General features: G+C 43.2%; 24 protein-coding genes. 2 read left to right on the top strand and 22 right to left on the bottom strand.

The genetic code is table 11. The annotated features are described in order from the left end of the window. Window positions 1–44 precede the first annotated feature (44 nt). The 6 genes from scpB to RNZ41_RS07455 form a co-directional block, all read right to left on the bottom strand. On the bottom strand, window positions 45–590 hold the full coding sequence (gene scpB / locus RNZ41_RS07480; protein WP_065252380.1) for an SMC-Scp complex subunit ScpB: 546 nt from the start codon (window positions 588–590) through the stop codon (window positions 45–47). Beyond that, entirely contained in the window at window positions 587–1,375 is a 789-nt protein-coding gene (locus tag RNZ41_RS07475; RefSeq protein WP_314026982.1) for a segregation and condensation protein A, read from the bottom strand. Before RNZ41_RS07475 ends, scpB begins: the two co-directional genes overlap by 4 nt. Further along, entirely contained in the window at window positions 1,372–1,998 is a 627-nt protein-coding gene (locus RNZ41_RS07470; RefSeq protein WP_099807762.1) for a nuclease-related domain-containing protein, read from the bottom strand. Before RNZ41_RS07470 ends, RNZ41_RS07475 begins: the two co-directional genes overlap by 4 nt. A 7-nt stretch (window positions 1,999–2,005) precedes the next feature. Continuing rightward, entirely contained in the window at window positions 2,006–2,620 is a 615-nt protein-coding gene (locus tag RNZ41_RS07465; RefSeq protein ID WP_314026981.1) for an O-methyltransferase, read from the bottom strand. A gap of 10 nt (window positions 2,621–2,630) precedes the next feature. Then, the gene (gene trpS / locus RNZ41_RS07460) at window positions 2,631–3,710 is read right to left on the bottom strand and encodes a tryptophan--tRNA ligase (RefSeq protein WP_314026980.1); all 1,080 of its coding nucleotides are present in this window, start codon (window positions 3,708–3,710) and stop codon (window positions 2,631–2,633) included. A 127-nt stretch (window positions 3,711–3,837) separates the two neighbouring features. Beyond that, the gene (locus RNZ41_RS07455) at window positions 3,838–4,827 is read right to left on the bottom strand and encodes an LpxL/LpxP family acyltransferase (RefSeq protein WP_257619628.1); all 990 of its coding nucleotides are present in this window, start codon (window positions 4,825–4,827) and stop codon (window positions 3,838–3,840) included. Between the two features lie 535 nt (window positions 4,828–5,362). Between RNZ41_RS07455 and RNZ41_RS07450 the strand changes: the two genes are divergently transcribed. Both RNZ41_RS07450 and RNZ41_RS07445 read left to right on the top strand, forming a co-directional pair. Beyond that, the gene (locus RNZ41_RS07450; protein ID WP_409950736.1) at window positions 5,363–7,453 is read left to right on the top strand and encodes a carbon starvation CstA family protein; all 2,091 of its coding nucleotides are present in this window, start codon (window positions 5,363–5,365) and stop codon (window positions 7,451–7,453) included. A gap of 85 nt (window positions 7,454–7,538) precedes the next feature. Beyond that, complete coding sequence (locus RNZ41_RS07445; protein WP_314026978.1) at window positions 7,539–7,823, top strand: YbdD/YjiX family protein; 285 nt, start codon at window positions 7,539–7,541, stop codon at window positions 7,821–7,823. A 299-nt stretch (window positions 7,824–8,122) separates the two neighbouring features. Here RNZ41_RS07445 and RNZ41_RS07440 read toward each other — a convergent pair whose 3' ends face one another. The 16 genes from RNZ41_RS07440 to RNZ41_RS07365 form a co-directional block, all read right to left on the bottom strand. Further along, window positions 8,123–8,650, bottom strand: coding sequence for an O-acetyl-ADP-ribose deacetylase (locus RNZ41_RS07440; protein ID WP_314026977.1), 528 nt, complete (start codon window positions 8,648–8,650; stop codon window positions 8,123–8,125). A gap of 62 nt (window positions 8,651–8,712) precedes the next feature. After that, on the bottom strand, window positions 8,713–10,581 hold the full coding sequence (locus RNZ41_RS07435) for a monovalent cation:proton antiporter-2 (CPA2) family protein (RefSeq protein WP_314026976.1): 1,869 nt from the start codon (window positions 10,579–10,581) through the stop codon (window positions 8,713–8,715). A gap of 18 nt (window positions 10,582–10,599) precedes the next feature. Continuing rightward, window positions 10,600–11,355: a hypothetical protein gene (locus RNZ41_RS07430; protein WP_314026975.1), complete on the bottom strand. Its 756-nt coding sequence runs from the start codon at window positions 11,353–11,355 to the stop codon at window positions 10,600–10,602. A gap of 292 nt (window positions 11,356–11,647) precedes the next feature. Next, entirely contained in the window at window positions 11,648–12,679 is a 1,032-nt protein-coding gene (locus RNZ41_RS07425; protein WP_314026974.1) for a cation diffusion facilitator family transporter, read from the bottom strand. Between the two features lie 131 nt (window positions 12,680–12,810). Beyond that, window positions 12,811–15,051 (bottom strand): primosomal protein N', encoded by a 2,241-nt coding sequence (locus RNZ41_RS07420; RefSeq protein ID WP_314026973.1) that lies wholly within the window; start codon window positions 15,049–15,051, stop codon window positions 12,811–12,813. 148 nt (window positions 15,052–15,199) lie between these two features. Then, window positions 15,200–15,580 (bottom strand): Rid family detoxifying hydrolase, encoded by a 381-nt coding sequence (locus tag RNZ41_RS07415; protein WP_314026972.1) that lies wholly within the window; start codon window positions 15,578–15,580, stop codon window positions 15,200–15,202. Between the two features lie 27 nt (window positions 15,581–15,607). Beyond that, a complete protein-coding gene (locus RNZ41_RS07410) occupies window positions 15,608–17,773 on the bottom strand; it encodes an HD domain-containing protein (RefSeq protein WP_314027835.1) in 2,166 nt (721 codons plus the stop codon). Between the two features lie 367 nt (window positions 17,774–18,140). After that, window positions 18,141–18,407, bottom strand: a complete 267-nt coding sequence (rpoZ, locus tag RNZ41_RS07405) for a DNA-directed RNA polymerase subunit omega (protein ID WP_007116517.1) — start codon at window positions 18,405–18,407, stop codon at window positions 18,141–18,143. 81 nt (window positions 18,408–18,488) lie between these two features. Then, on the bottom strand, window positions 18,489–18,926 hold the full coding sequence (locus RNZ41_RS07400) for a ClpXP protease specificity-enhancing factor (protein ID WP_472776893.1): 438 nt from the start codon (window positions 18,924–18,926) through the stop codon (window positions 18,489–18,491). A gap of 22 nt (window positions 18,927–18,948) precedes the next feature. Then, window positions 18,949–19,560, bottom strand: a complete 612-nt coding sequence (locus RNZ41_RS07395; RefSeq protein WP_314026971.1) for a glutathione S-transferase N-terminal domain-containing protein — start codon at window positions 19,558–19,560, stop codon at window positions 18,949–18,951. 148 nt (window positions 19,561–19,708) lie between these two features. Continuing rightward, window positions 19,709–20,422 carry a cytochrome c1 gene (locus tag RNZ41_RS07390; RefSeq protein ID WP_284034402.1) on the bottom strand — a complete coding sequence of 238 codons (714 nt, stop codon included), beginning with the start codon at window positions 20,420–20,422 and terminating at the stop codon, window positions 19,709–19,711. Beyond that, the gene (locus RNZ41_RS07385; protein WP_172823566.1) at window positions 20,422–21,639 is read right to left on the bottom strand and encodes a cytochrome b; all 1,218 of its coding nucleotides are present in this window, start codon (window positions 21,637–21,639) and stop codon (window positions 20,422–20,424) included. The genes RNZ41_RS07390 and RNZ41_RS07385 overlap by 1 nt, the downstream gene beginning before the upstream one ends. A 19-nt stretch (window positions 21,640–21,658) precedes the next feature. After that, the gene (petA, locus tag RNZ41_RS07380; RefSeq protein ID WP_007116512.1) at window positions 21,659–22,243 is read right to left on the bottom strand and encodes a ubiquinol-cytochrome c reductase iron-sulfur subunit; all 585 of its coding nucleotides are present in this window, start codon (window positions 22,241–22,243) and stop codon (window positions 21,659–21,661) included. A 250-nt stretch (window positions 22,244–22,493) separates the two neighbouring features. Continuing rightward, window positions 22,494–22,880: a 30S ribosomal protein S9 gene (rpsI, locus tag RNZ41_RS07375; protein WP_007116510.1), complete on the bottom strand. Its 387-nt coding sequence runs from the start codon at window positions 22,878–22,880 to the stop codon at window positions 22,494–22,496. Between the two features lie 10 nt (window positions 22,881–22,890). After that, on the bottom strand, window positions 22,891–23,319 hold the full coding sequence (gene rplM / locus RNZ41_RS07370) for a 50S ribosomal protein L13 (RefSeq protein ID WP_007116509.1): 429 nt from the start codon (window positions 23,317–23,319) through the stop codon (window positions 22,891–22,893). 153 nt (window positions 23,320–23,472) lie between these two features. Beyond that, on the bottom strand, window positions 23,473–24,120 hold the full coding sequence (locus tag RNZ41_RS07365; RefSeq protein WP_314026970.1) for a hypothetical protein: 648 nt from the start codon (window positions 24,118–24,120) through the stop codon (window positions 23,473–23,475). Between the last annotated feature and the right edge of the window lie 96 nt (window positions 24,121–24,216).

Genomic DNA, 24,216 nt, shown 5'->3' with positions numbered 1-24,216 from the left:
TGTTGATGCAGGGTCTTTAAGAAGCTGCCCAGTCGGTAGCTTTTTTATATCTCAAGCTGTTGCACATCAGCTAGCTTTGGTAAATCTTGCAAGCTTTTAAGCCCAAAGGCGGCTAAAAACGCTGCGGTGGTATGCAGTAGTGCAGGACGTCCCAGCGTATCGCGAAAGCCTTGCTCAATAATCCAGCCTTTATCAAATAGTTGCCGTAAGATATTGCTCGATACAGTCACACCACGAATTTGCTCAATATCGCCACGCGTCACTGGTTGTTTGTAAGCAATCACACTTAACGTTTCTAATAACGCTTGGCTTAAGGTTTCTTGACGCTGGGGAAAAACTTGCTGAATAAGTGGGCTAAAGTCATTGGCGATTTGCAATCGGTAGCCGCTTGCGGTATCGGCTAAGGTTAACGCGCCTTGTGATAGACGCTGCTGCAAGACTGTGAGCGCCATGCTCAGTTGGTTTGGATTAATCGATAGCCAGTGACATAGCTGTTTGGCAGTAATCGGGGTTTCTGAAGCATGCAAAATCGCTTCAATAGATTTGCTATGCTGCTGGGCAAGCTGATGTTGTTGGTTAAAATCGGTCATGACGATGCCCATATCAAGGTTAGTTCGCTTACATCGGAAGCGTTGTCATCCTCTTGTGCGACAAATTTTAGCATCCGCTGTTTGGCTAATTCCAAAATAGCGACAAAACTCACCACCACACCCAGTTTGCCTTGTGATTTATCTAATATGTCGTGGAAAGTGCCTTGACCACGACTTGCCAATATACGGCTAATACTTGCCATACGCTCTGCCAAAGGCACGATATCGGCTTTGACATGGTGCATTTGGTAATCGGGTTTTAGCTGCATTTTGATTAAGCTGTCGGCAAGCATGGTGGCAGGATAGGGTGCCATCTCTTTGGCTAATATATCAGGGCTTGGCAAACTGGCATATGCCAAAAACACATCGCGCTCAAGGCGCATTAACGCATCGATACGCTGACTGGCGTGTTTGATTTGGGCGTATTGTTCAAGTCTGTCAATCAGCTGCTTGGTGGGGTTTTTTTCATCTTCTGGTCGTTGAGGGCTTGGTAGCAGCAATTCGCTTTTGATAGCAATTAAGGTACTTGCCATCAGTAAATAATCGCCTGCCAACTCAAAATGATTGTCATCCAATTCCTCAATATAAGTCAGGTACTGCTCGGTAATCGGCAAAATCGCTGTGGTGGTGATATCAAAGTTATTTTTTTTGACTAAGTACAACAAAAAATCCAGCGGACCTTCAAACTGCTCTAGCCAAATGGCAAAGGCTTCGGGCGGAATATAGAGGTCTTCGGGCAGACTTTGAACAGGCGTCTCAAAAATTCGAATGGCTAAATTGGTCATTTGTGATGTTGTTTTTTTAGGTTTTGAATATGCTGATGGCGAGTTTTAAGCGTATTATCAAGACGATTTTTAGCCAATAATTGGCAGATTTGCTGAACTTGTATGTCGCTGAGTTTTTGTTGGTCAAATGACAAAATATAATCTGTGAAGTTTCCCAAGCGACAGATATTGACTGGAAAATTACTTTTTAATTCACATTCACCTGTAAATACAATAACTGAATAAAAAACGTCATTCGGTAAATCTAATAAATTCTCTAATGTTTTGATATGTTTATAATTTTGTCGTAACGGATTTTGGAAAAGATGTTTTTTGCCATAAATGTTTTGCGTCCATTTGGCATCTTTGACTTTACCATAAATCCACCCTTTATAGTTTTTAGTTTCAACCACGAAAATACCAAAACGCGACACATAAATATGGTCAATTTGCGTAGAACCTTCATCAGTTGCTAAAGTGACGTTTTGAAAATCATGGTAGCTATCATGTGGCAGCTTGCGATTAGCAGCTTTTTCAACCATTTTTTCGCCAAACCAACCTTTAAAAGTAGGCGATTTTAAAAAACTAATGATAAGGAAAAGAGGAATTAACCACCAAATTTGTTTTAATAATTCCCATAGCATTTTGTTATTAATCCTTTGATTGTTTAACTGCTAAAAACAATCCTGCCCCAATTGATAGGGTAGAACACAAATAGTTGCTGTCCTGTTCAAAGGCTGACAAAAACGCTGCTACTTCATCGGCATGAGAAATGACATTATCGACAATCAGCATATCGCCAAAGGTCAGTAACCGCTTAAAGTCAGCCACATAGTCGCCATAAAACCTACGCTCTGCATCCAAGAAAATCACATCAAAATGAGCGGTCGACTGACGTAAAAAATCCTTCGCATCGACTTGTTGTAGCGTGATATTGTGGTCAAACTGCAAGGTACGCAGGTGGTTGCGAGCAGTCAGTAATCGCCACTCGTCGATATCAATCGAGGTCAACGTGGCACTATTCGCGGTATTGGCGCGATTGATTTGGGCTAACGCATAGCCTAGCCATAGCGTAGAATAGCCCGTTGATGTGCCAATTTCTAACATATTTTTAGCCCGCTTGCTGATAACCAGACTGGCAAGAAACTCGGCTGAATCAGGCTCAAGGTGGCGATGTCGGTTGAGACGGTTGGGCTGCGCATCGTCAAAGGCTTTATCGGTTTGATAAAGCCTATCGGTATAGGCTTTAAAGTGGGCAAATGACATGAGTGACTCGTTATTTTTTGAGTTTGGCAAGGGGTTTGATACCAATGGCTTTTCGTACTTTTTCAAGGCGTTTGCGCGCATCACGGCGGGCTTTTTCTGCGCCCATTTGTAGGATTTCTTCCAATTCTTTTGGATTCGCCATCAATTCATTGTAACGGGCACGGAAAGGGGCAATTTCGCTGTTAATTTTTTCAAACAACACTTCTTTGGCATCCCCCCAACCGATACCTTGTTCAAAACGTTGACGCAGTAGTTGTTGTTCTTCCACGCTAGCGAATGCACGGTAAATCTCAAAAATCGTGGATTCATCGGGGTTTTTGGGTTCTTCTGGCAACTGTGAATTAGTAACAATACGCATGATGGCTTTTCGCAGCGCTTTTTCACCATCTATTTGTGGGTCGTCGCCAAACAACGGAATGGTATTGCCATAGCTTTTTGACATTTTACGACCATCAAGCCCCGTCAGTAGCGGCGTGTCATCATCTACCATGGCTTCGGGCAATACAAAAATCGGTTTTTCTAGGTCACAATAGCGAAAATTAAAGGTACCTGCCATATCACGTGCCATCTCGATATGTTGGATTTGGTCTTTCCCCACAGGGACATGGGTGGCATTGAACATCAAAATATCCGCAGCCATTAGCACAGGATAACTAAATAACCCCATCGAAATGCCATAATCAGGGTCAGTGTCTGGCGTTTCACGGTTAGCATCTACGGCGGCTTTGTAGGCGTGCGCACGGTTCATCAAACCTTTAGCACAGTTACAGTTGAGTATCCATGTTAGCTCTGGAATTTCGATAATGTCCGACTGGCGGTAAAACACCACGCGTTCAGGGTCGAGACCACATGCAAGCCACGTCGCGGCAATTGCCTTGGTCGAGGCATGAATCGCCTCAGGGTCATGGCATTTGATGAGTGCATGCAAATCTGCCAAGAAAAAATAAGCATCGCTTTCTCCCGTACTGGCGCCTTGTATTGCCGATTGTATCGCTGGACGAATGGCACCGACATAGTTGCCAAGATGGGGAATTCCACTGGTGGTAATACCGGTTAAAATGCGGCGCGGCGCGGCAGTTTTATCATTCATATTCAAAATTCCAAACAAAAGCAAAAAAAGTACAAAATAGGCAAAAAAATTGTCCGTTAGTATAGCGGGTTTTGACTACAAATTCATGCCAAAAATTGGCTGAGCTCCATGAGCCAAATGAGCAAAATTAGCGGTAATAGCGGATACCAGTAGGCTGGGTTTTATAGCGCCGATGAAACCACATGTATTGGGTCGGGTCGATACGGATATAATTTTCTAATAGCTGATTGATGCGATTGGCATCCGCTAATTCATCTTCGGTTGGGTAGTTGTCAATAATAGGCGAGAAGATGATGTGATAATGCGGTTTGCGACCTTTTGGCATCTCATCCGGGGTTTCCCGATAGAAATGCAATATCATCACGGCAGGCAGATTGGCTTTATTGCCCAGTTTTGCCATACGACGTGGTGCAGTCAAAGTGGCAGCGGGTACCCCAAAAAAGTCTGCCATCACGCCTTGTTTAAGCCCAAAATCTTGGTCGGGGGTGATCCATACCACATGATTATCTTTAAGGTTTTTGGCAAAATGGCGCATATTGCGATGACTGATTTGGTCGCTATAAACTTTTGAGCGAGCATTAAAAATGAACCAATCAAGCAGCGCATTGTTTTGCGGTCGATACACCACATCCAGCGGGGTAAACATCGTGGTCAGCCGTCCACCCAAATCGAGCAAAGTTGAATGGATGCCGAGTAAAATCACCGCTTTACCTTGCGATTGGGCGTTTTTGACATGGTGCAGCCCTGATACGGTGACACAGCGGGTAAATACATCAGGTCGATACCACGCACACAGACTCTCAAACACACCCACACCGGCATTGATAAAAATCTTCTCTGCCATTTCTAAACGCTGATCTTCGCTAAGCTCTGGAAACGCCAATGACAAATTGGTCAAAGTATCGGCTCGGCGGCTTTTAATCAGTCCAAATAACAATTTTCCCAGAAAATGACCGATTTTAAATTGATAGCGCAACGGCAAATAAATCAATGGCAAAATCAGCGCGACCCCAAGCCAAATCCCCCAATATTGCGGCAACAAAAACTGCCACTGAAAAGGCTTACGCGCTGTACGGTTATCTGATTGCAGTTTTTGCAACTCGCTCACCTTTGGCATGCCTTCAAGTGTTACAGTTGACTGATGTAGCAGATTGGCATCGGCATTACTGGCAGTATCAACCGGAGGCATTTTGGCTGTTGGGTCAAACATTTGGGGCTTATGATTTTGGGTTGGTTTCATAGGGTATGTTTCATTAAAAAAAGCATAAAAAAATATAAGAAAAGACATAAAAAATGCAAAAATAAATGCCGTGGCAGTGACTCGGTCGATTAAGTTTGTAAAGCTGGTCAAAAAATATAAGCTAAAATGTACAGGCATTTAAGCCGATTGGGTCATTATACCAAACAACGACGCAGGCTAAAGCCAGTAAATTTAGTATATATTGGGTAACAGTCATACATTGAATGACGAATAACCATTAATCCATGTTACAATTTGCAAAATATTACAAAAAACTAGCAATGATTATTTAACGTAATTACATGTTGATTTAGTTCCATTTAACACAATTGCTTTTTAACATACTTGCGTTTATCTCTATCCTAGGATGATCTTCATATAAAAAGGAGTTGACATGCAGACAAATTCCGCAATGACAAGTAACTCCCCCATGCTATCAAAGATAGTATGGTTACTTGTTGCAGTTATTGGCGCAGTGGCATTAGGGACAATTGCCCTTCACCGCGGCGAAAGTATCAATGCCGTGTGGCTTGTTGCTGCTGCCGTGTGTTCGTATAGCATTGCTTATCGCTACTATAGCTTATTTATCGCCAAAAAAGTCTTTGAGCTCAATCCTCGCCGCGTGACACCCGCTCATCGCCTAAAAGATGGCTTAGATTATGTGCCTACCAATAAATACGTCTTATTTGGTCACCACTTTGCTGCGATTGCTGGGGCAGGCCCATTAGTCGGTCCTATCTTAGCGGCACAAATGGGTTATTTGCCAGGTACGCTATGGCTCATCATTGGTGTGGTATTTGCAGGTGCGGTACAAGATTTTACTGTACTATTTATCTCGACCCGCCGTGATGGCAAATCACTGGGTGAAATGGCAAAAGACGAGCTGGGTACTTTTACGGGTATTACGGTGATGCTCGGTGCGCTAGGCGTGATGGTCATCATTCTTGCAGTACTGGCACTGGTAGTCGTCAAAGCATTGGCACACAGTCCTTGGGGGCTATTTACCATCGCGGCAACGATTCCTATCGCGCTACTGATGGGCATCTACATGCGTTATTTACGCCCAGGTAAAATCATGGAAGTGTCTATCATCGGCTTTGTGTTGATGATGGCGGCGATTGTATTTGGTGGCGATATTGCCAAAGACCCTGCGATGGCTGAATTGTTTACCTTGACAGGTACCCAGCTGACTTGGGCTTTGATGATTTATGGTGTGGTAGCATCGGTATTGCCTGTGTGGCTGCTGCTTGCGCCGCGTGATTATTTATCTACTTTTTTAAAAATAGGGGTGATTGTAGGTTTGGCACTGGCGATTGTCTTTACCATGCCAGAGTTAAAAATGCCTGCGGTTACCAAATTTATCGATGGTACAGGTCCCGTATTTAAAGGCGGGTTATTTCCGTTCTTGTTTATTACCATTGCTTGTGGTGCTATCTCTGGTTTTCACGCATTGGTATCGAGTGGTACGACCCCAAAACTTGTGGATAATGAAGTAGATACTCGCGCCATTGGTTATGGTGGTATGCTCATGGAGTCGATGGTTGGCATCATGGCAATGATCTGTGCCACCATTCTTGACCCTGGTATGTATTTTGCGATTAATGCCCCAGCAGCGCTTTTAGGTACAACCCCAGAGACAGCGGCAGCCGCTATCCAAAAATTGGGGTTTGTAATTACCCCCGATGCGCTTACGACACTAGCGCAGCAAGTGGGTGAGAGCTCCATTATCTCACGGACAGGCGGTGCACCGACCTTTGCAATTGGGATGGCACATATCCTATCGTCTATCTTTGGTAGTACCGCGATGATGGGGTTTTGGTATCATTTTGCGATTTTATTTGAAGCCTTGTTTATTTTGACTGCAGTCGATGCAGGGACGCGTGCTTGTCGTTTTATGGTACAAGACACGATTGGCATCGTGGTGCCATCGGTACGTGGCTCAACCAATCTCGGCGTGCATTTGCTTGCGACTTTGATTGCAGTAGCCGCTTGGGGATTCTTTGTCTACCAAGGCGTGATTGATCCGCTTGGGGGCATTAACTCATTGTGGCCGCTGTTTGGCATCGGTAACCAAATCTTGGCAGCGATGGCATTGACCCTAGGCACTGCAGTTTTATTTAAAATGAAAAAACAAAAATATGCTTGGGTCACTGTGGCACCCACGGTCTTCTTATTGATTACCTGTTTGACGGCAGGTTGGCAAAAAATCTTCCATGAAAACCCAGCGATTGGTTTCTTAGCACAAGCACAAAAATACAGCGCCGCGATTGCCAAAGGTGAAGTTTTAAAACCTGCCAAGACCTTGGATGAGATGCAAACCATCGTATTCTCAAACTATGTGGATGCCGTGCTTTGTGGCTTCTTTATGATTGTCATGATTGTGATGATTTTCGGTACGATTCGCGCATTAACAAAAGCCTTGGCAAGTGATAAACCTACCGTGGTTGAAGGTGAGGTGATTTATGAAGATCCGAAACCCTTGAATATTTCTGCACCGCATTAGTGAAAAATTACCAGCAATTGCACTTATATCGTGCAATTGCTTGAATTTCACCAAAACCATGCTACGCAGATAGAAGGAGAGTCACATGAGTAATAATGCGTTAATCGCTAACTTGATTAAAATGACCTTAAAGGCGCAAAAGGAGATAATTTTTAGCCCAAAAAATATGACCCGCCTAATCACGCTGGTCAAACGGATGCAACAAAGCTTTCGTTTGATGGTCGGTGTCCCTGATTATGCGACCTACGTCAGCCATATGCAGGAGCAGCATCCTGACCTAGAGCCGATGGATGAAAAGACCTTTTTTCGCTACTGCGTCGATGCGCGCTACCCGAGTAATGGCGGTAGCATGAAGCGATGCCCTTGCTAACGCTATAAATCGGTAAAAAACAGTCTAAAATTAGGCTGTTTTTTTATCAAAAATTGAATTGTTAATTTTTGTAAATATTGGCAATGATTGTCGGCAAAAATGACCCAAGATTTATACACAATCGCCTTTGGCAGGTCTGGTCGTAGTATATGCAGGCTCGGATATCATGCACCCCTTAGGCGATTTATTGTTTTATTTTTCATGATTGCAAGTTGGCAGTCGCCCATGGATTTGGATATTGCATTTAGATACTGCTTTGCGATAGTTAAGGCTTCGGCATCATGTAAAATTTGCATATTTTAATTTTCGGGTTGGACTAAATTTAGATAAAGCTGATAATTTTCTGCATCAAAACAGACAAAGATAATGTCTTCAAATTCATGATTTTCGTTTTGTTTGACGAAATCTTTTACGGTGTTTACCGCAATTTGTGCGGCTTGTTGTTTTGGAAAACGATACACACCGGTTGAAATATTGGGAAAAGCAATGGTTTTAACGCCGTTTTGCTCAGCAAGTTTCAGCGATTCGGTGTAACAGCTTGCTAGTAGCGCTGACTCATTTGACTGTCCGCCATGCCAAACAGGTCCGACGGTGTGAATCACATATTTGGCGGGCAAATTCCCTGCAGGGGTAGTCACGGCTTTGCCAGTAGGACAACCGCCTTGCTCATCATGAATCACTCGACAAGCCGCAAGTAGTGACGTACCTGCTTTACGGTGAATAGCGCCATCAACCCCACCACCACCGAGCAATGAATTGTTGGCAGCGTTGACAATCGCATCAACAGCTAGGGTCGTAATATCTTGTTGTACGACACGGATTTGCATGCTTGTACTCCTTATGATTTTTAACATTTTAAATGTTCGTTTCTTTTGATGGTTTGTTTGGGTTATTTTTTTGTTTGCGAGTAGGATTCCTCGGCTAATTTTTCAAATCGTTCTTTTTCTTTATGGAGTTCATGTTTCGCGGTGGTCATATCGCTATCGAATAAGCTTTCGAGTTCTTGAATCGCCGATTGTGCTGAGGCAATCATCTCGGCTTCATCTTCATAGATGGCGCGCTGCCGTTCAATCAATGCGTCATCATAATCGCGGAACATTTGCACGGTTTTTCGTGCGGTTTTTGGCTCCATGCCCAATACTTCCAAGGTTTCGCGTGACATATCCAGCGAAGATAGGTAGGTTTCTCGCCAAATATACTTAACCCCCGCATCGCGCAAACGATAATAATGCTCACGGTTTTTGGCACGTGCCAAGATGGTCAGATGCGGATAATTGCGTACGGCATAATCGGCCACCGTTGCAGACAGCTCGATATCGCCAATGGCAATAATAAAAACTTTGGCTCGTTGAAGCCCTGCCGCGCGTAGGATTTCAGGATTTTGGGGATTGCCATAGTATACTTGGTTACCAAATTTGCGGACGAAATCGACTTGGTTGGCAGATTTTTCAATCGCGGTAAATTCAATATTGTGCATGCGTAGCACACGGCCGATGATTTGCCCGACACGTCCAAATCCTGCAATCACCACTGCGTGCTCATGGTTGGGTATTTTGTCGTATTCTTTACTGGGCTTAGCTTTGGCAAATATCGGATTACCAATTTTTTCCAGTAATAAAAATGCCAGTGGTGTCATTGCCATTGAAACAGTTACCACAAGGTTTAAGATATTTTGTTGTTCACGGGTTAACAGATGCTGGGCGGTCGCCACGCTAAACAGTACAAACGCAAATTCCCCGCCTTGCGCTAGCGTCACCCCAAGACGGATACTGCTTTCGTTTTTGTTGCCCATGAGCCGCGCAATGATTGTCAGCACCACAAACTTAATGAGCATCAGCAATACTGCCAAACCAATGATGAGAAAGGGCTTGGCGACAATTAATTTGACGTTGGTGAGCATGCCAACTGACATAAAAAACAGCCCAAGCAGCAACCCCTTAAATGGCTCAATACTTGCCTCTAACTCGTGGCGGTATTCAGAGTCAGCCAGTAGCACCCCGGTTAAAAATGCCCCAAGTGCCATTGACAAGCCTATATAATTCATCAATAGCGACACACCCAGTACGATAAACAACGCCGTGGCGGTGAGCAGCTCGGTGGCGTTACTAGAGGCCACGAACTTAAAGAAAGGACGTACCACAAACCGACTGACAAATATCATGCCAGCAAAAATACTGATGACTTTGGCAAAATAAATCCAATCGTAATTTTGCTCTTGCGCGCCCGACAAAAATGGCAATGCGGCAAGTAAAGGAATAACCGCGATATCTTGAAACAATAAAATAGTAAAGGCTTGTTGACCATGCGTGGTGGCAAGCTGCTTTTTTTCACCCAATAACTGCAACACAAACGCCGTTGATGACAGCGCCAAGCCAAAACCGATGACAAAGCTATTTGATAGCCGAATATCTAAAAAATACCACGATAGCAGCATCAGCACCACGCCCGTGACAATCACCTGCAGCCCGCCTAACACAAAAATCTGTTGCCTAAGTGCCCAAAGCCGAGAGGGCTGTAGCTCCAAACCAATAATAAATAATAGCAGCACGACCCCAAATTCAGAAAAATGCAGCAAATCATCGGGGTTACCCGCAACTTTTAAAAAACTTGGACCCAGCAATAAGCCTGTAAACAAATAACCCAATACCGTGGCGATACCAAAACGCTTCGCAAGCGGTATCAAAATCACTGCCGCACCCAAAAAGATAGTTGCATCAAGCATCATAGAACTATCAGCACTGGCAGCAAGCACAAACATACAAAACCTCAATTATTTTTAATTTTTAACAAAAATTTTCCAAATCCCGTTATCCGCAATCGCATTTTTATAGGCGTCATTGCGTTTTTTACGGGGAGTTTGCCGACTGTCCACTACTTTAAAGTCTGCTAATGTTTGAATGACCAAACCTGTGCGATAAAAACGAATCCGTTCAGGCTCTAGCAATTCACCTTTGGGATTGCGACAAAACACATAAGCACGTAAATCAATGAATTCACGATGCGCCACCAGCCGCACGTCTTTGCCTTTGGCTAGGGCATTTTCCATCGCCATCAACTGGGCATCCTCATACGGACCGCATTTTTCAACCAGTGCACCCACTGACCCAAAATTTTTGGATTCTTTGGCTTTGGTACGGGTCAAATGCAGTTTTTGCACATGATAAATAAACTGCGGTATCTCAAGGCTTGCGGGTAATGGCAGATAATCAGGCGGCAATCCTGCTGAAGGATAAAAGCCTTTGGCGCGGTCAATCAAAGCTTGCCAGGTTTGCTCATAGCTTTGCACCTCCGCCAAATTGCCTGCATAAATAGGCAAGTCTTGAATTTGGGTGAGATAGGGGGGCGGAAAAAAATTATCCCGAAACTGGGCAATATCAGCTTGCAAGGTGGAGAGCAATAACTTGACCTGTTTTTTATGCGCCTTTTCATCAACCAGTAATGCTGAGGGATTGCTATTATCTGAATTGTCTGAGCCATCAGATTGGGTGAGATGCAAATTGGGTGCCACGAAAGGTGCAGAACGGTGTGTCATACGCGTTTACCTCCAGTAAGCTAATGATTTTTATATAGATTTAATAGAAACTTAAATAGATATTACATACAGATGTTTAATTGTTTGGCAAACGTTTAGCAAGTATTTAGCAAATAAGGCTTGCCACAGCATGGTGCTGATTCATCCTAACATATTTAGCCTAAGTAATGCGCAATATTACGCAATTAATCGTAAGAAAAGTTAAGCAAGCAAATAGCAAACTCCACAAAACAAAAACTAAAAACGCTCAGCGGCAGCACCGATTTTTTGGCACCTTAGGTCAAAAAGTCGGTTAGTGCGCGTGCGCATGGACAGGGGGTGTGCTGGTAATGTCACAATTAAACTGCGCGGAGTGCGCATGCAAATCACTCTCAAATTGAATGGTACTGTGCCCAATGCCTAAATGCTGTAACTCATGCTGTAAGTCTGATAATAGCGCATCAGTTTGCTGCAGGGTAAGCGAGCTTGGGACGATGATATGACAAGATAAACTATGTAAGCCGCTGGTAATCGTCCAGACGTGTAAATCATGAACCGATAACACATTTGGGTGGGCAGAGAGGGTTTGGATAATAACGCTTTGGTCAATATGATTGGGCGCGCCTTCCATCAAGATATGGGCGGCATTTTTGACGACAGCATAACCACTGCGAACAATCAGTAGCGCCACCAAAATACTCACTGCCGCATCTGCCCACACCCAGCCAAACAGCATAATCACGATAGCGGCAATAATTGCAGCCACTGAGCCTAGCAAGTCACTTAATACATGTAAATAAGCGCTTTTCATGTTTAGATTATCAGTATCACCACCGTGCATCAGTTTGGCGACTACCAAATTGACGATAAGCCCAATAGTACTGATAACCAGCATACCCGTGGTGGCAATTTGTGGCGGCTGCTGAAAACGCAGTACGGCTTCATAGATAATACCTGCGCTGATAATCAGTAGCGTCAGACCATTGATGAGGGCAATCAAAATCTCAAAACGGCGATAGCCAAAAGTTTTATGGGAGGTAGCAGATTTTTTACCGATGATAAATGCAAACAAAGTCATGGCAAGTGACACCGCATCACTAAACATATGACCTGCATCTGATAACAACGCCAAACTGCCAGTAATATAACCGCCGATGACTTCAACAACCATATAGCTTGCAATGATAGCAAAAGCTATGGTGATGATACGCTGATTATCGGTATGGCTGTGACTATGACTATGGCTGTGGTCAGCGTCCTCATGGCGGTGATTGTTGCCATGATTATGCTCATTAGGGTGCGCGCCAGTGGGCTGCTTTGAATCTTGAAGCGGTTTTGGGGTCATTGTTATTTACTTACCCTAATTAATGGTAAAAATTAGCTAAATTGTAGCCCAATCAGCGACTTGAAAAAAGCCCATTTAAACATCAGCGTGAAATAAGCGCTTTAGCAAAAGCAATGGTTTTGCAAGTCAGGTTAAGACCAGCTCATCGGATCAATGTCAATCGACAGTCTGGCATACTTTGCCGATGGCAACGCAATTGTCTGTCGCCACCAGTCCGACAATAGCTGCTGGCGAACGTGGCGTGTTTTGGTCAAAATTAATAAATGCGAGTGATATCGACTGTTTTTCTTTGCCATCGGCGCATCCACCGGGCCATTAATGGCAATGCCCAAGGCTGTCATGTGTTGGCGTGATGGCAGCAGCGCAATCGCTTGATGCAAAATTTGCTGATTGTTTTCTAACGATTTGCTTTCCACCCGTACCAAACAAGCGTAAGTCAATGGCGGCAATCCCAACATGCGCCGCTCAACCAATAATTGCTGGGCAAAACTCAGATACCCTTCACGTACCAAAGTCAGTAACGCGGGATTTTCAGGTTGCAGGGTTTGTATCAGTACCAGACCTGCTTTATCGGCACGACCTGCACGACCTGCCACTTGGATAATCAGCTGGGCGGTATGCTCAGGCGAGCGAAAATCTGACGATAAAAAACCACGGTCAGCATTGGGAATTGCCACCAAGGTCACATTGGGGAAATGATGCCCTTTTGCCACCATTTGCGTGCCCACCAAAATGGCTTTGGGATTATCAGCAATACGCTGATACACTTGCTCCCAACTGTTTTTTTTACGTGTGGTATCGCGGTCAATTTGAATCACAGGTACATCGGGGAAAAGCTCAGTTAACCCTTCAACCATCCGCGCCGTACCCATGCCCACAGGGTCAAGATTGCTACTACCGCAGCTGGGGCAATGGTTCGGGATGGCTTGCTGCCAATCGCAGTGGTGGCATTTTAGCATTGCCACTGGCTGAAAATGCACTGTCAAATGCGCATCACAGCGCGGGCAGTCTGCTTGCCAACCGCAGGCATCACACAATAAGATAGGCGCGTAGCCACGACGGTTTAAAAATACCAATACTTGCTCATCTTTATCCAACGTTTGCCGAATGGCTTGAATTAAGCTTTGTGCCAAACCGTTTTGCCATGCCTGCTGGCGCGCATCAATCAGCTGCATAGCGGCAGGTTTGGCATCGCCTGCACGCTGGGTCAAAGTAAGCTCGGTGAGTTTACCTTGTTGGACCAGATACAGGCTTTCAAGCGATGGCGTCGCGGTGCCCAAAATCACCGGACAATTAAGCTGAAACCCTCGATAGAGCGCCACGTCACTGGCGTGATAGCGCAGTGAGTCTTGCTGTTTGTAAGATTGGTCATGCGATTCATCGACAATAATCAGCCCTAAATTGGCAAATGGGTATAACACTGACGAACGCGTACCGATAATAATTTGCGCATAGCCCAGTCGGCATTGTTGCCAGCCATCAAGCCGTATGATGTCATTAAGTCCCGAATGTAGCGTCAATACTTGGGCTTCAAATCGTTCGGCAAATCGCTGTGTGGTCTGTGGGGTCAGCCCAATTTCTGGCACTAAGATCAGCACTTGTTTGCCTTGCGCTAGCACCGTTTGCATCACTTGCAAATACACTTCGGTCTTACCACTTCCGGTAATCCCATTGAGCAAAAAACCTTCATAGTGTGGCTGCTGGCAGGCATGGGTGATTTTTTGCACCGCTTGTTGTTGCTGTAAATTTAAGGTGAGCGGCGTGGTGGCAAGCTTAGCAAGCTTGGGTAAAGACGGCATTTGATAAACAGGCGCAATTAGACCTTTTTGCTCAAATTTTTTTAAATAAGCCGGCTCAACACCATGGTCTATCAGCGCAAACTCACTTACAAGCTTTGTGGCATTGCTATGTGAATTGCTATGCGAATTGCCATGCGAGTTGATGACCAATTCACATAAAGCAAATTGTTGTCGTTGTTTTTTTGCACTGGCGGAAAAATCCTCGTCAGTGGCATCGCGTAGTTGTTGCCAACATAATTGTCGGTAGTCAAGCGTCATCCCTTGGCGAATTAACGTCGGCAGCATGACAGAAAACACATCGCCAAGCGGATAGCAGTAATAAGCAGACAGCCAATACGCGAGTTTTAGCAATGCCTCATCGACAATTGGCAGCTCATCAAGTATGTCCAATACAGGTTTAATCGCATTTTGCGTAAGCTGACTGTGCTCAATATGCGCCACCACAATGCCGACCAATTTGCGCGCACCAAACGGTACTCGGACGCGGCAGCCAATCGCGGGCAGCGCATCGCCCACAACGCGATAATCGAACACCGAATCAATGGGCACAGGTAAGGCAACTTGGATTAGCAAAACACACCTTTAAAAATTGTTATAGGGTTGAATTATAGCCCAATTCTAGGCATTAAATTGTGGTCAGATGGGCAAAAATTTGACATAAAAAAAGGCAAGTCTTGTAACTCACCTTCCATTTGAGCGGGTTAACATTATAAAACCAAAATCAATCTAAAACCAAAATCGCTTCAATTTCGACCACCGCACCCTTTGGCAAGGCAGCCACTTGCACCGCGGCACGGGCAGGGTAAGGGGCAGACAAACGCGCCGCAAAAATCTCATTTAAGGCAGTAAAATCTGCCAAATCGGTGAGGGAGACGTTAAATTTCACCACATTGGCAAACGAACCACCTGCGGCTTGGCAGATAGCCTCGATGTTTGACATGACTTGGTTGGCCTGATTAACAAAGCCATCGGCTAGGGTCATGGTGTTTGGGTCGAGTCCGATTTGACCTGAAATATAGACAGTCTTATCAACTTTCACAGCTTGTGAATAAGTGCCTACCGCAGCAGGGGCATTGTCAGTATGAATGATGTCACGGCTCATATTATTTCCTATTACAGTATGATGAGTTTATAAAATATCTTTATTTTTTGGTGCAGACGTGTTTTGGCTCTGAGAAAGTAGCACTTCGTCATTCCATTGATACAGTCTTACAATATTGGGGTAGCCCAAAAAGGTACGTAGGCGCTGAATTAAGCTTGCAATCTGGTCACGGCTTTGCACCACCACAAACATCAAGGTATAGCCATTACGCTGTTCGATATACTCAAAACCCGCCTGAGTATCACGTACAATAAAGATTAAATCACTGATTTGCTCATCGGTCAGGTTTTGATTAATTTTTAGCGCGGCATCAAAATAAATACGCTTCGATATCTCATCCTCACTGTTAGATACCCGCCAATGTAGCGGAATCACTTGGTATTCATTGACACGGCGAATTTCATCAATTGAAAAACATTTGTGTCGATGCACCACCAAGCCATTTTTTGAAATATGCCCGACAATCGGGTCGCCATACACAGGATGACAACAGCTTGAAAACGTCATTTCCATATTGGCGGCATCCGCAATCAAGCTTTGTGGTTGGTTAGCGGCATGGGCGCTGGCTTGGTTTTTGGCAAGCTGCTCTTGTGTCAATAAGCGCGAAACGGCAATCTGCGGTAGCAATTTACCTGTGGTAAACTCCATAAAGAACGCACTTTTATCCTGTAAGCCACGCCAATCAAGTAGCAATTGCCATTGTTCATCACTCACATCAGCGAGTGCAAGATTTTGGGTTTTAAGCGCGCGCTCAAAGGCGGTTTTACCTTCGTGCTCTTTTTGCTCAGGATTTAAGCCTTTTAACCATTCAAACAACGCACGGCGCGCTTTATTGGTTGCCACAAAACCCAGCCACTCCGCTTTTGGAATCGCATTGGGGTCGGTATGAATTTTGACCCTATTGCCGGTTTTCAAAATCGTACCCAGTTTGGCTTCTACGCCATTGATTTCAGCGCCGGTTGCACGGTTACCGATATGGGTACTGATAGTATAGGCGAAGTCAAGCGCTGTGGAGCCGCGCGGCAACTCATAAGCATCACCGTTTGGGGTATAGCAAATAATTTTACGTTCGTGAAGATAATCAATCAGTTTATCGACCACCGTCACCGCATCAGATGGCTGCTCTTCGATATCGCTTTGATTGTCGGCAATCAAGTTTTGCAGATTGCGTAGAGAGGCCTGAATTACCGACTGGCTAAGCGGCGATGCTGCTTCACCCATCAAAATCCCTAAACGGGTGGTTTTGAGCATGGTTTTAGTCAGAATGACCACTTTGATGGTATCATGGCCGTTTTTATAGGTAATGGTCAGTGATTGGTTGCCCCCCGCACGCGGATGGCGGATATTGTCTTCGATACACTCAGGCGCAATTTGGTATTTATTGATAAAATACTTGGCGATTTGGTCGCAGTCTTCCACTTTATCCATGACTAGCATAAATTCATAATGCCACAGCAAATCGGTGATTTCGCCGCGATTTTTAAAAAACTGGCGAAACAAGGTCACGCGATTATCGACATCTTTGACATAACCTTTAACATCCAGTCGGCTCAAAACGATATTTAAATAGTTATGAATAGCTTCTTGTTGAAAGGTGCGCCCCAAACCATGCTGCATAAGCTTATCGGATAACTTGTTATACATAGGCGCATTTAGGCTGCGATAACATAAAATCTCGATATAGTCGGCTAAATCATTAAGCCCAAGCGTACGAGCAAACGGCACATAAAAATCCAACGTTTCTTGTGCGGTTGCCTGTTGTTTTTTTTCAGGCACAGCTTCAATGGTGGTCATATTGTGCAGGCGGTCCGCCAATTTGACAATCAACACGCGCGGGTCTTCTAGCGTCGCAGTAATAATGCGATAAAAAGTCGCGGCTTTATTGATGTGTTTTTCATTGGAGGATTTTAATTTGGTGACACCATTGACGATTTGGGCAACTGCCTTGCCAAACTCTCGGGTCAAATCTTCTTCAGTGGTAGGCGTATCTTCAACGGTATCATGCAAAATCGCCGCCACAATGGTATCGACATCCATGCGAAAACTACCCAAAATCTCCGCTACCGCCATAGGGTGGGTGATATAAGGCTCGCCAGATTTGCGTTTATCTTTGATATGGGCTTGGTCGCCAAAGGCACAGGCTTTGAGAACAATTTGCTGTTCGTCATCATCCAAATAATCCAATACACGCATTAGGTCAAACTGTGCAATATCCACATCAGGATGGCTTAATTTTGGTAAAGTTGATATATTCAAAAATGTGCCCTCAACGTACGATCGATAGGTTTAACCTGCTAAAAAGTCATAGTGTTCTGGTCAGCAGTTAACTCTATCATAAAAAACGGCTGGATAAAAATAGCTGGCATCAAACCAGCTAAACTTAGTAAAAACGTATTATAAAGATATCTTAATTATTCGCAAAATTACCGTGAATTGTCAAGCTAAGTTACATATAATTCCACGTTTCATTCCACGTTTAATTCAACTAAAAAGTCACCTAAAAAAGGTGACTCTTTATAAAATAATAGTCGCTAACTATTAACAGTGGCTTAAGCTACCGTTAGAATCCATGACCACTTGAAATGCTCAAATCGACATGGTGAAATTTGTTAGGCAATTCGCGCTCAGGTTGATTTAAAATCTCTTTAGTCACAAGGCCCTCAGCGATTTCACGAAGGGCAAGTACGGTTGGTTTATCATTTTCACGCTCAACCATAGGTTCTGATACACCGCGTGCGATTTGGCGCGCACGTTTACTGGCAATAAGAATCAAATCAAAACGGTTGTGGATATTTTCTAGACAATCTTCTACAGTGACACGTGCCATGACTATGGTTATCCTATTCAAAACTAAAAAAGTAATTGATTATTTTAACAAAATTAAACCCATATTGCCAGTGACAATGCACTAATCCAAGATTTTTAACCCTGCTTTGTTTTCACGTTTTGGACGTTGTGCTTCGGTGGACTCGGCTGGTTGACTGGCGTTGATTTCAGATTGCGGCACATTATCGTATTCCGTTGGGTCAAAGAACATGCCTTGTGAATTTTCTCTGGCATAAATCCCCATCACCGCTTGCATTGGTACCCATAATTCTTGTGAAACACCGCCAAATCGAGCATGAAAATGAATAAAATCATTATTAATGACCAAATTACCTGTAGCGCGGCTGGCGATATTAAGTACGATACGACCATCTTGCACATATTCGACAGGCACCGTAACATTGGGCTGCGTCGTATCGACCATGATATGTGGAGTTAGGTTATTGTCTTCAAGCCATTCAAAAATAGCGCGTACCATATAAGGGCGAGTCGGGGTGAGTTGAAAGTCGTTTTCCATGATGATTCTCTTATTTTAATGATTACTATTTTAAACTAGTTTTAAAGGTTGGGCGATTAAACATCCGCTCCATATATTGATACAACGGACGGCACAGGTGCAGCGGCAATTCAATACCCATGGGTTTTAAGCGATATAAAATCGATGACAAAATGCAATCACATATACCCATAGTGTCTGAAAGAAAAAAAGCTTTATGGGCAAACAGCGGCGCTATGGTAACCAGTGATTCAGTCAGTTGCTTTCTTGCAATCTTTGCTTGGTTGACATCTAATGTATCCTTATCGGTCAATAGCGTATCTGCCAATTTAATCCAATCTTTCTCAATGCGCCACCATAATTGACGGTATTGTGCCTTTTCAATCGGATTTTCAGGTAGCAGTTTGTTCTGATGATAGCGATCTTCAAGGTATTCAAAAATAATGCGATTGTTATATAAAATCAATTCACGATGAATAAATACCGGCAGCGTGTTGTAAGGGTTGATATCAGGTAAATCTTCGGCAAAATCCTCATCATCACGAATGTTCGTCTCGCTAAATTCTATTTTTTTCTCAAGTAAAACCAGTCTTAATTGGTGACTTAGGTAGCCATCATCGGCATAAATCAACGGGGTGTTCGAAGTAGGGGTCAACATAGTTAAAAATAATAAGCTGTATCAGCGTAAAGGATAAGCCTAGCTTAAAATGACTGAATTAGCAATAACTGTGAAAGTTATCATACCAATCAAGCAATAAATGCGCATAAAAAAAGGTAGCCTAAGCTACCTTTTTTTATATCAATCCTTATTTAACGTCTTTCCAAAATTCTTTATTGAGTAAGTACACTGGAATTAATAACGCAAGTAAGAATAAGATGACCCAAAAACCATATACTTTACGTTGGTGCGCTTGCGGCTCTGCCATCCACGCCATAAAGTTGACGATATCACCAATATTACGACGATATTCTTCTTTTGAGGTGTTCATTTGCATATCATGAAGGACGAACGGCATAGCAACATTCGGCAGTACGATATTGTTGGCACCCCAAGGACGACTTGGATCTTCATAGAAGGCTAACAAGTACGTATAAACCCAATCATTACCACGTAGACGGGTTTCAAGTGACAAATCAGGTGGCTGGGCACCAAACCAAGCTTTTTGAAGCTCTGGGTCCACGCCTGCATTGATATGGTCACCGACTTGGTCAGTGGTCAGCATCAAGTATTTTTCCACCAACTCTTTTGGAATGTCCAAGTCTTTGTACATTTTTGAGTAGCGAACATACTGTGCTGAGTGACAGCCTGCACAGTAACTCATAAATAATGACGCACCACGTTGAATGGACGCTTTATTGGTCAAATCCACAGGAGCGGTTTCACAAGCCAAATGCGCTTCTTTACCCTCAACTGTTTTGTAGGTGCCACAGCCGCCTTCGCTAGCTTGTGCGGCTGTCGCGCCCAAACCTAGTGCAACTGTCAAACCCAATCCAGCAACTAATTTTTTAACCGCTTTCATTAGTGACCTCCAGTTACACGTTCAGGTGGCTGTTTGCAAGTTTCAATCGATGTATAGATTGGCATTAGCAAGAAAAACAAGAAATACAAAATAGTACAAATACGTGCCACAAGCGTTGCGGTATCACTTGATGGAATTACCCCTAAGTAACCTAAGATCAAGAAACTAACAACAAAGATAGCAAGTGCGATTTTTGACAACATACCTTTATAACGCATTGAACGCACAGGCGATTTGTCTAACCAAGGCAATACAAATAAAATGGCGATTGATGCTGCCATCACAATAACACCCGGCAGGGCTGAACCAAACATAGACGGAGTTGCACGTAACATCGCATAAAAAGGCGTATAGTACCAAACAGGGGCAATGTGAGCAGGTGTTTTAAGTGGGTTTGCTGCTTCAAAGTTTGGTGGCTCAAGGAAGAAACCGCCGCCTTCTGGGAAGAAAAATACCACAGTAAAGAAAATGATAAAGAATACCACAATACCAATCATATCATGTACGGTGTAGTACGGGTGGAAAGCCACACCATCAAGGGGTACACCATTTTTATCTTTAAGTTTTTTGATATCAATACCATCTGGGTTGTTAGACCCAACATGGTGTAATGCTACCAAATGAACAAATACCAGACCCACTAAAATCAAAGGAATCGCAACGACGTGCAACGCGAAGAAACGGTTTAAGGTAATACCAGAGATGATATAGTCACCTTTTACCCATTCTCCCAATGCATCACCAATAAATGGAATCGCTGCTGGTAGGTTTAAAATAACCTGGGCACCCCAGAAAGACATATTACCCCAAGGTAATAAGTAACCGAAGAAACCTTCTGCCATTAAGCACAGATAGATACCCATACCGATGAGCCAAACAAGTTCACGGGGTTTTTGGTATGAACCATACAACAAGCCACGGAACATATGCAGATAGACGACCACGAAGAATGCCGAAGCACCAGTTGAGTGCATATAACGGATTAACCAACCACCTTGTACATCACGCATAATGTATTCTACAGAAGCAAATGCGCCTTCTGCACTTGGGTTGAACATCATGGTGAGCCAAATACCCGTCACTAACTGATTGACTAATACCACCATCGATAATACGCCAAAGAAGTACCAAAAGTTGAAATTCTTTGGTGCGTAATACTTTGACATATGGTATTCATAAGTTTCTGTCGCTGGAAAGCGCGCATCCACCCAATGCATAAATTTCTTTGCACTCATATTATGCCCCCACCGTTAAGATAGTACCGCTGATGCTATACTCAGGAACTGGCAAATTACGAGGCGCAGGTTGACCCTTAAAAACACGGCCAGCTAAGTCATACTTTGAGCCGTGACAGGGGCATAAAAATCCGCCAACCCAACTGCTGCCACCCAAATCTGCTGCGCCGACATCAGGACGATAACCTGGTGCACAACCTAAGTGAGTACAAACCCCTTCACACACTAGAACTTCACTATTGTCTTTTGAGCGGCTATTATTTTTGCAGTAGTCAGGTTGTAATGAACCTTCTGATTTTGGATCGGCAAGTGATGATTCTACTTTTGATAAATTATCCATCATCTCTTTGGTACGTTTGACAAGATAAATTGGTTTACCACGATATTTGATAACAATCATTTGTCCTGCTTCGAGTTTGCTTAGGTCTTGGCTAACAGGTGCGCCCGCAGCTTCTGCTTTTGCACTTGGATACCATGAACGCACAAACGGCGTAGCAATAGCAGCGACACCGACTGCGCCCATAGCGGCAGTGGATGCGATTAAAACTCTTCGACGCTTAACGTCGACGCCTTCGGCATGGCTCATTAAGAACTCCTCCAGATTAATGAAGTGGGTAACCATATTCCCACACTGGGTTTGTGGCTATTGTAAATCAGTTGTTACAGAATTGCCACCTTAGCTGTGCCTAAATTACGCTAATTTTGCTATTTTATGCTATTTTTGCAATAAAATAAATTACCTAAGGTAAATAAAAAAGACCCTTGCAGTAAACAAGAGTCTTTTTTGTAAACGCCAAAAAACGCGGTCAATACGAGAATTTCGACCACGAAAAATATTAACGTTTTGAGAATTGGGGACGTTTACGTGCTTTACGTAAGCCCAATTTTTTACGTTCAACTTCACGCGCGTCACGAGTGACAAAGCCCGCTTCTTTAAGCGCTGGTTTTAAAGTTTCGTCTGACTCGATCAATGCACGGGTAATACCGTGGCGAATCGCGCCCGCTTGACCATTGATACCGCCACCTTTTACAGTCACATAAATATCATATTTGCTAGCGGCATCCAGTAATTCTAAAGGTTGACGAACAACCATTACTGATGTTTCACGACCAAAGTATTGATCAAGTGGCTTACCATTGACGACGATGTTACCTGTACCCGCAGATAAGAACACACGAGCTGTTGAAGTTTTACGACGACCTGTACCGTAATTGCGTTCCATGTGTTACTCCTTAGATATCTAATACTTGAGGTTGTTGAGCAGTATGAGGATGCTCAGTACCTGAGTAAACTTTTAACTTTTTAATCATCGCATAGCCCAATGGGCCTTTTGGCAACATACCTTTAACCGCTTTGTTAAGTACGTCAGCAGGTTTGTGTGCGATAAGTTTGGTAAAGTTAGTCTCTCTGATACCACCTGGGTAACCGGTGTGACGGTAGTATTTTTTGTCTTGCGCTTTTTTACCAGTCACAGCAACTTTCTCAGCATTAATCACAACGATATAATCGCCTGTGTCAACGTGAGGGGTGTAAGAAGGCTTATGCTTGCCACGTAAGCGTGATGCGATTTCGCTCGCCAAGCGACCTAATGTTTTACCTTCAGCGTCGACGATGTACCAATCGTGTGTCACTTCATGTGGTTTAGCACTGATAGTTTTCATGTTTAAAAACCTTTTTGAGTTAATAGTTGAGAGTGAGTGTCTGGGAAACGAGGGCTCTCAAAATTACGAACGCATATTATAGGGATTGTGTCAAGAAGTTGCAATATGATAGGTTGATATTTAGTAATATTTTTTCAAAACCTACTATTATATTTAAGCAAATATAAGCGCAAATAAAATAGCTATTACACCGATTGGTGCTAATAAAATTTTTAGTATATCAAAAATTACTTCAAAACCTGAAATTTTTAAACGAATATTTATCACTAGCGGGTAAGTAAGATAAAACGCATAAATCGCTAGCAAATAGCTTATATAATAAGCGAATGGTAATATGACTAAATCATGAACTTTATCTAAAAAAAATTCGTAGATAGTTTTATGGGTATTAATATTCTGGTAATAAAGGATACTATTCCATATGCTTTCACCAGCATAAATTAAACTGCCAACCTTTATTAAATTAATGAACGCATTTTTTTGATTATCTTTATCAAGTAAATAGCCTACGACTACATTCGCTAAAACAATGCTACTAATTGAGTAATGAAGTATACTTAAAATCAAATTTCCTATCAAAAATTTATGTAATAGAATAACAATAACGGTGGTAATCGTAATTATGCGATAATTTCGCCTTTTGCGATGGGGATAATAGAACAAAGCAAGTACAATTAACAATAGGTAATATAAAAATGAAGTAATAATAAAATAAAAGTCTTTAGTTAAATTATTAAAAAGTTCTATAACAAAGGAGAAAACCGTTAGCATCATAAGCGCTGTGATAGCAGCCGGAGCCAAATAATAAGATAGAAATGTAGTGACGAATTCTGGAAACCTTTTCATATCAAAATTTAGCCAAAAAAATGGGTTATATCATAATAACCCATTTATCAA

It is taken from the genome of Moraxella sp. DOX410 (assembly GCF_032248735.1).
Classification (GTDB): Bacteria; Pseudomonadota; Gammaproteobacteria; order Pseudomonadales; family Moraxellaceae; genus Faucicola; species Faucicola tetraodonis.
The sequence above is the reverse complement of the archived record's forward strand: the minus strand, read 5'-3'. Positions and strand labels throughout refer to the sequence as shown.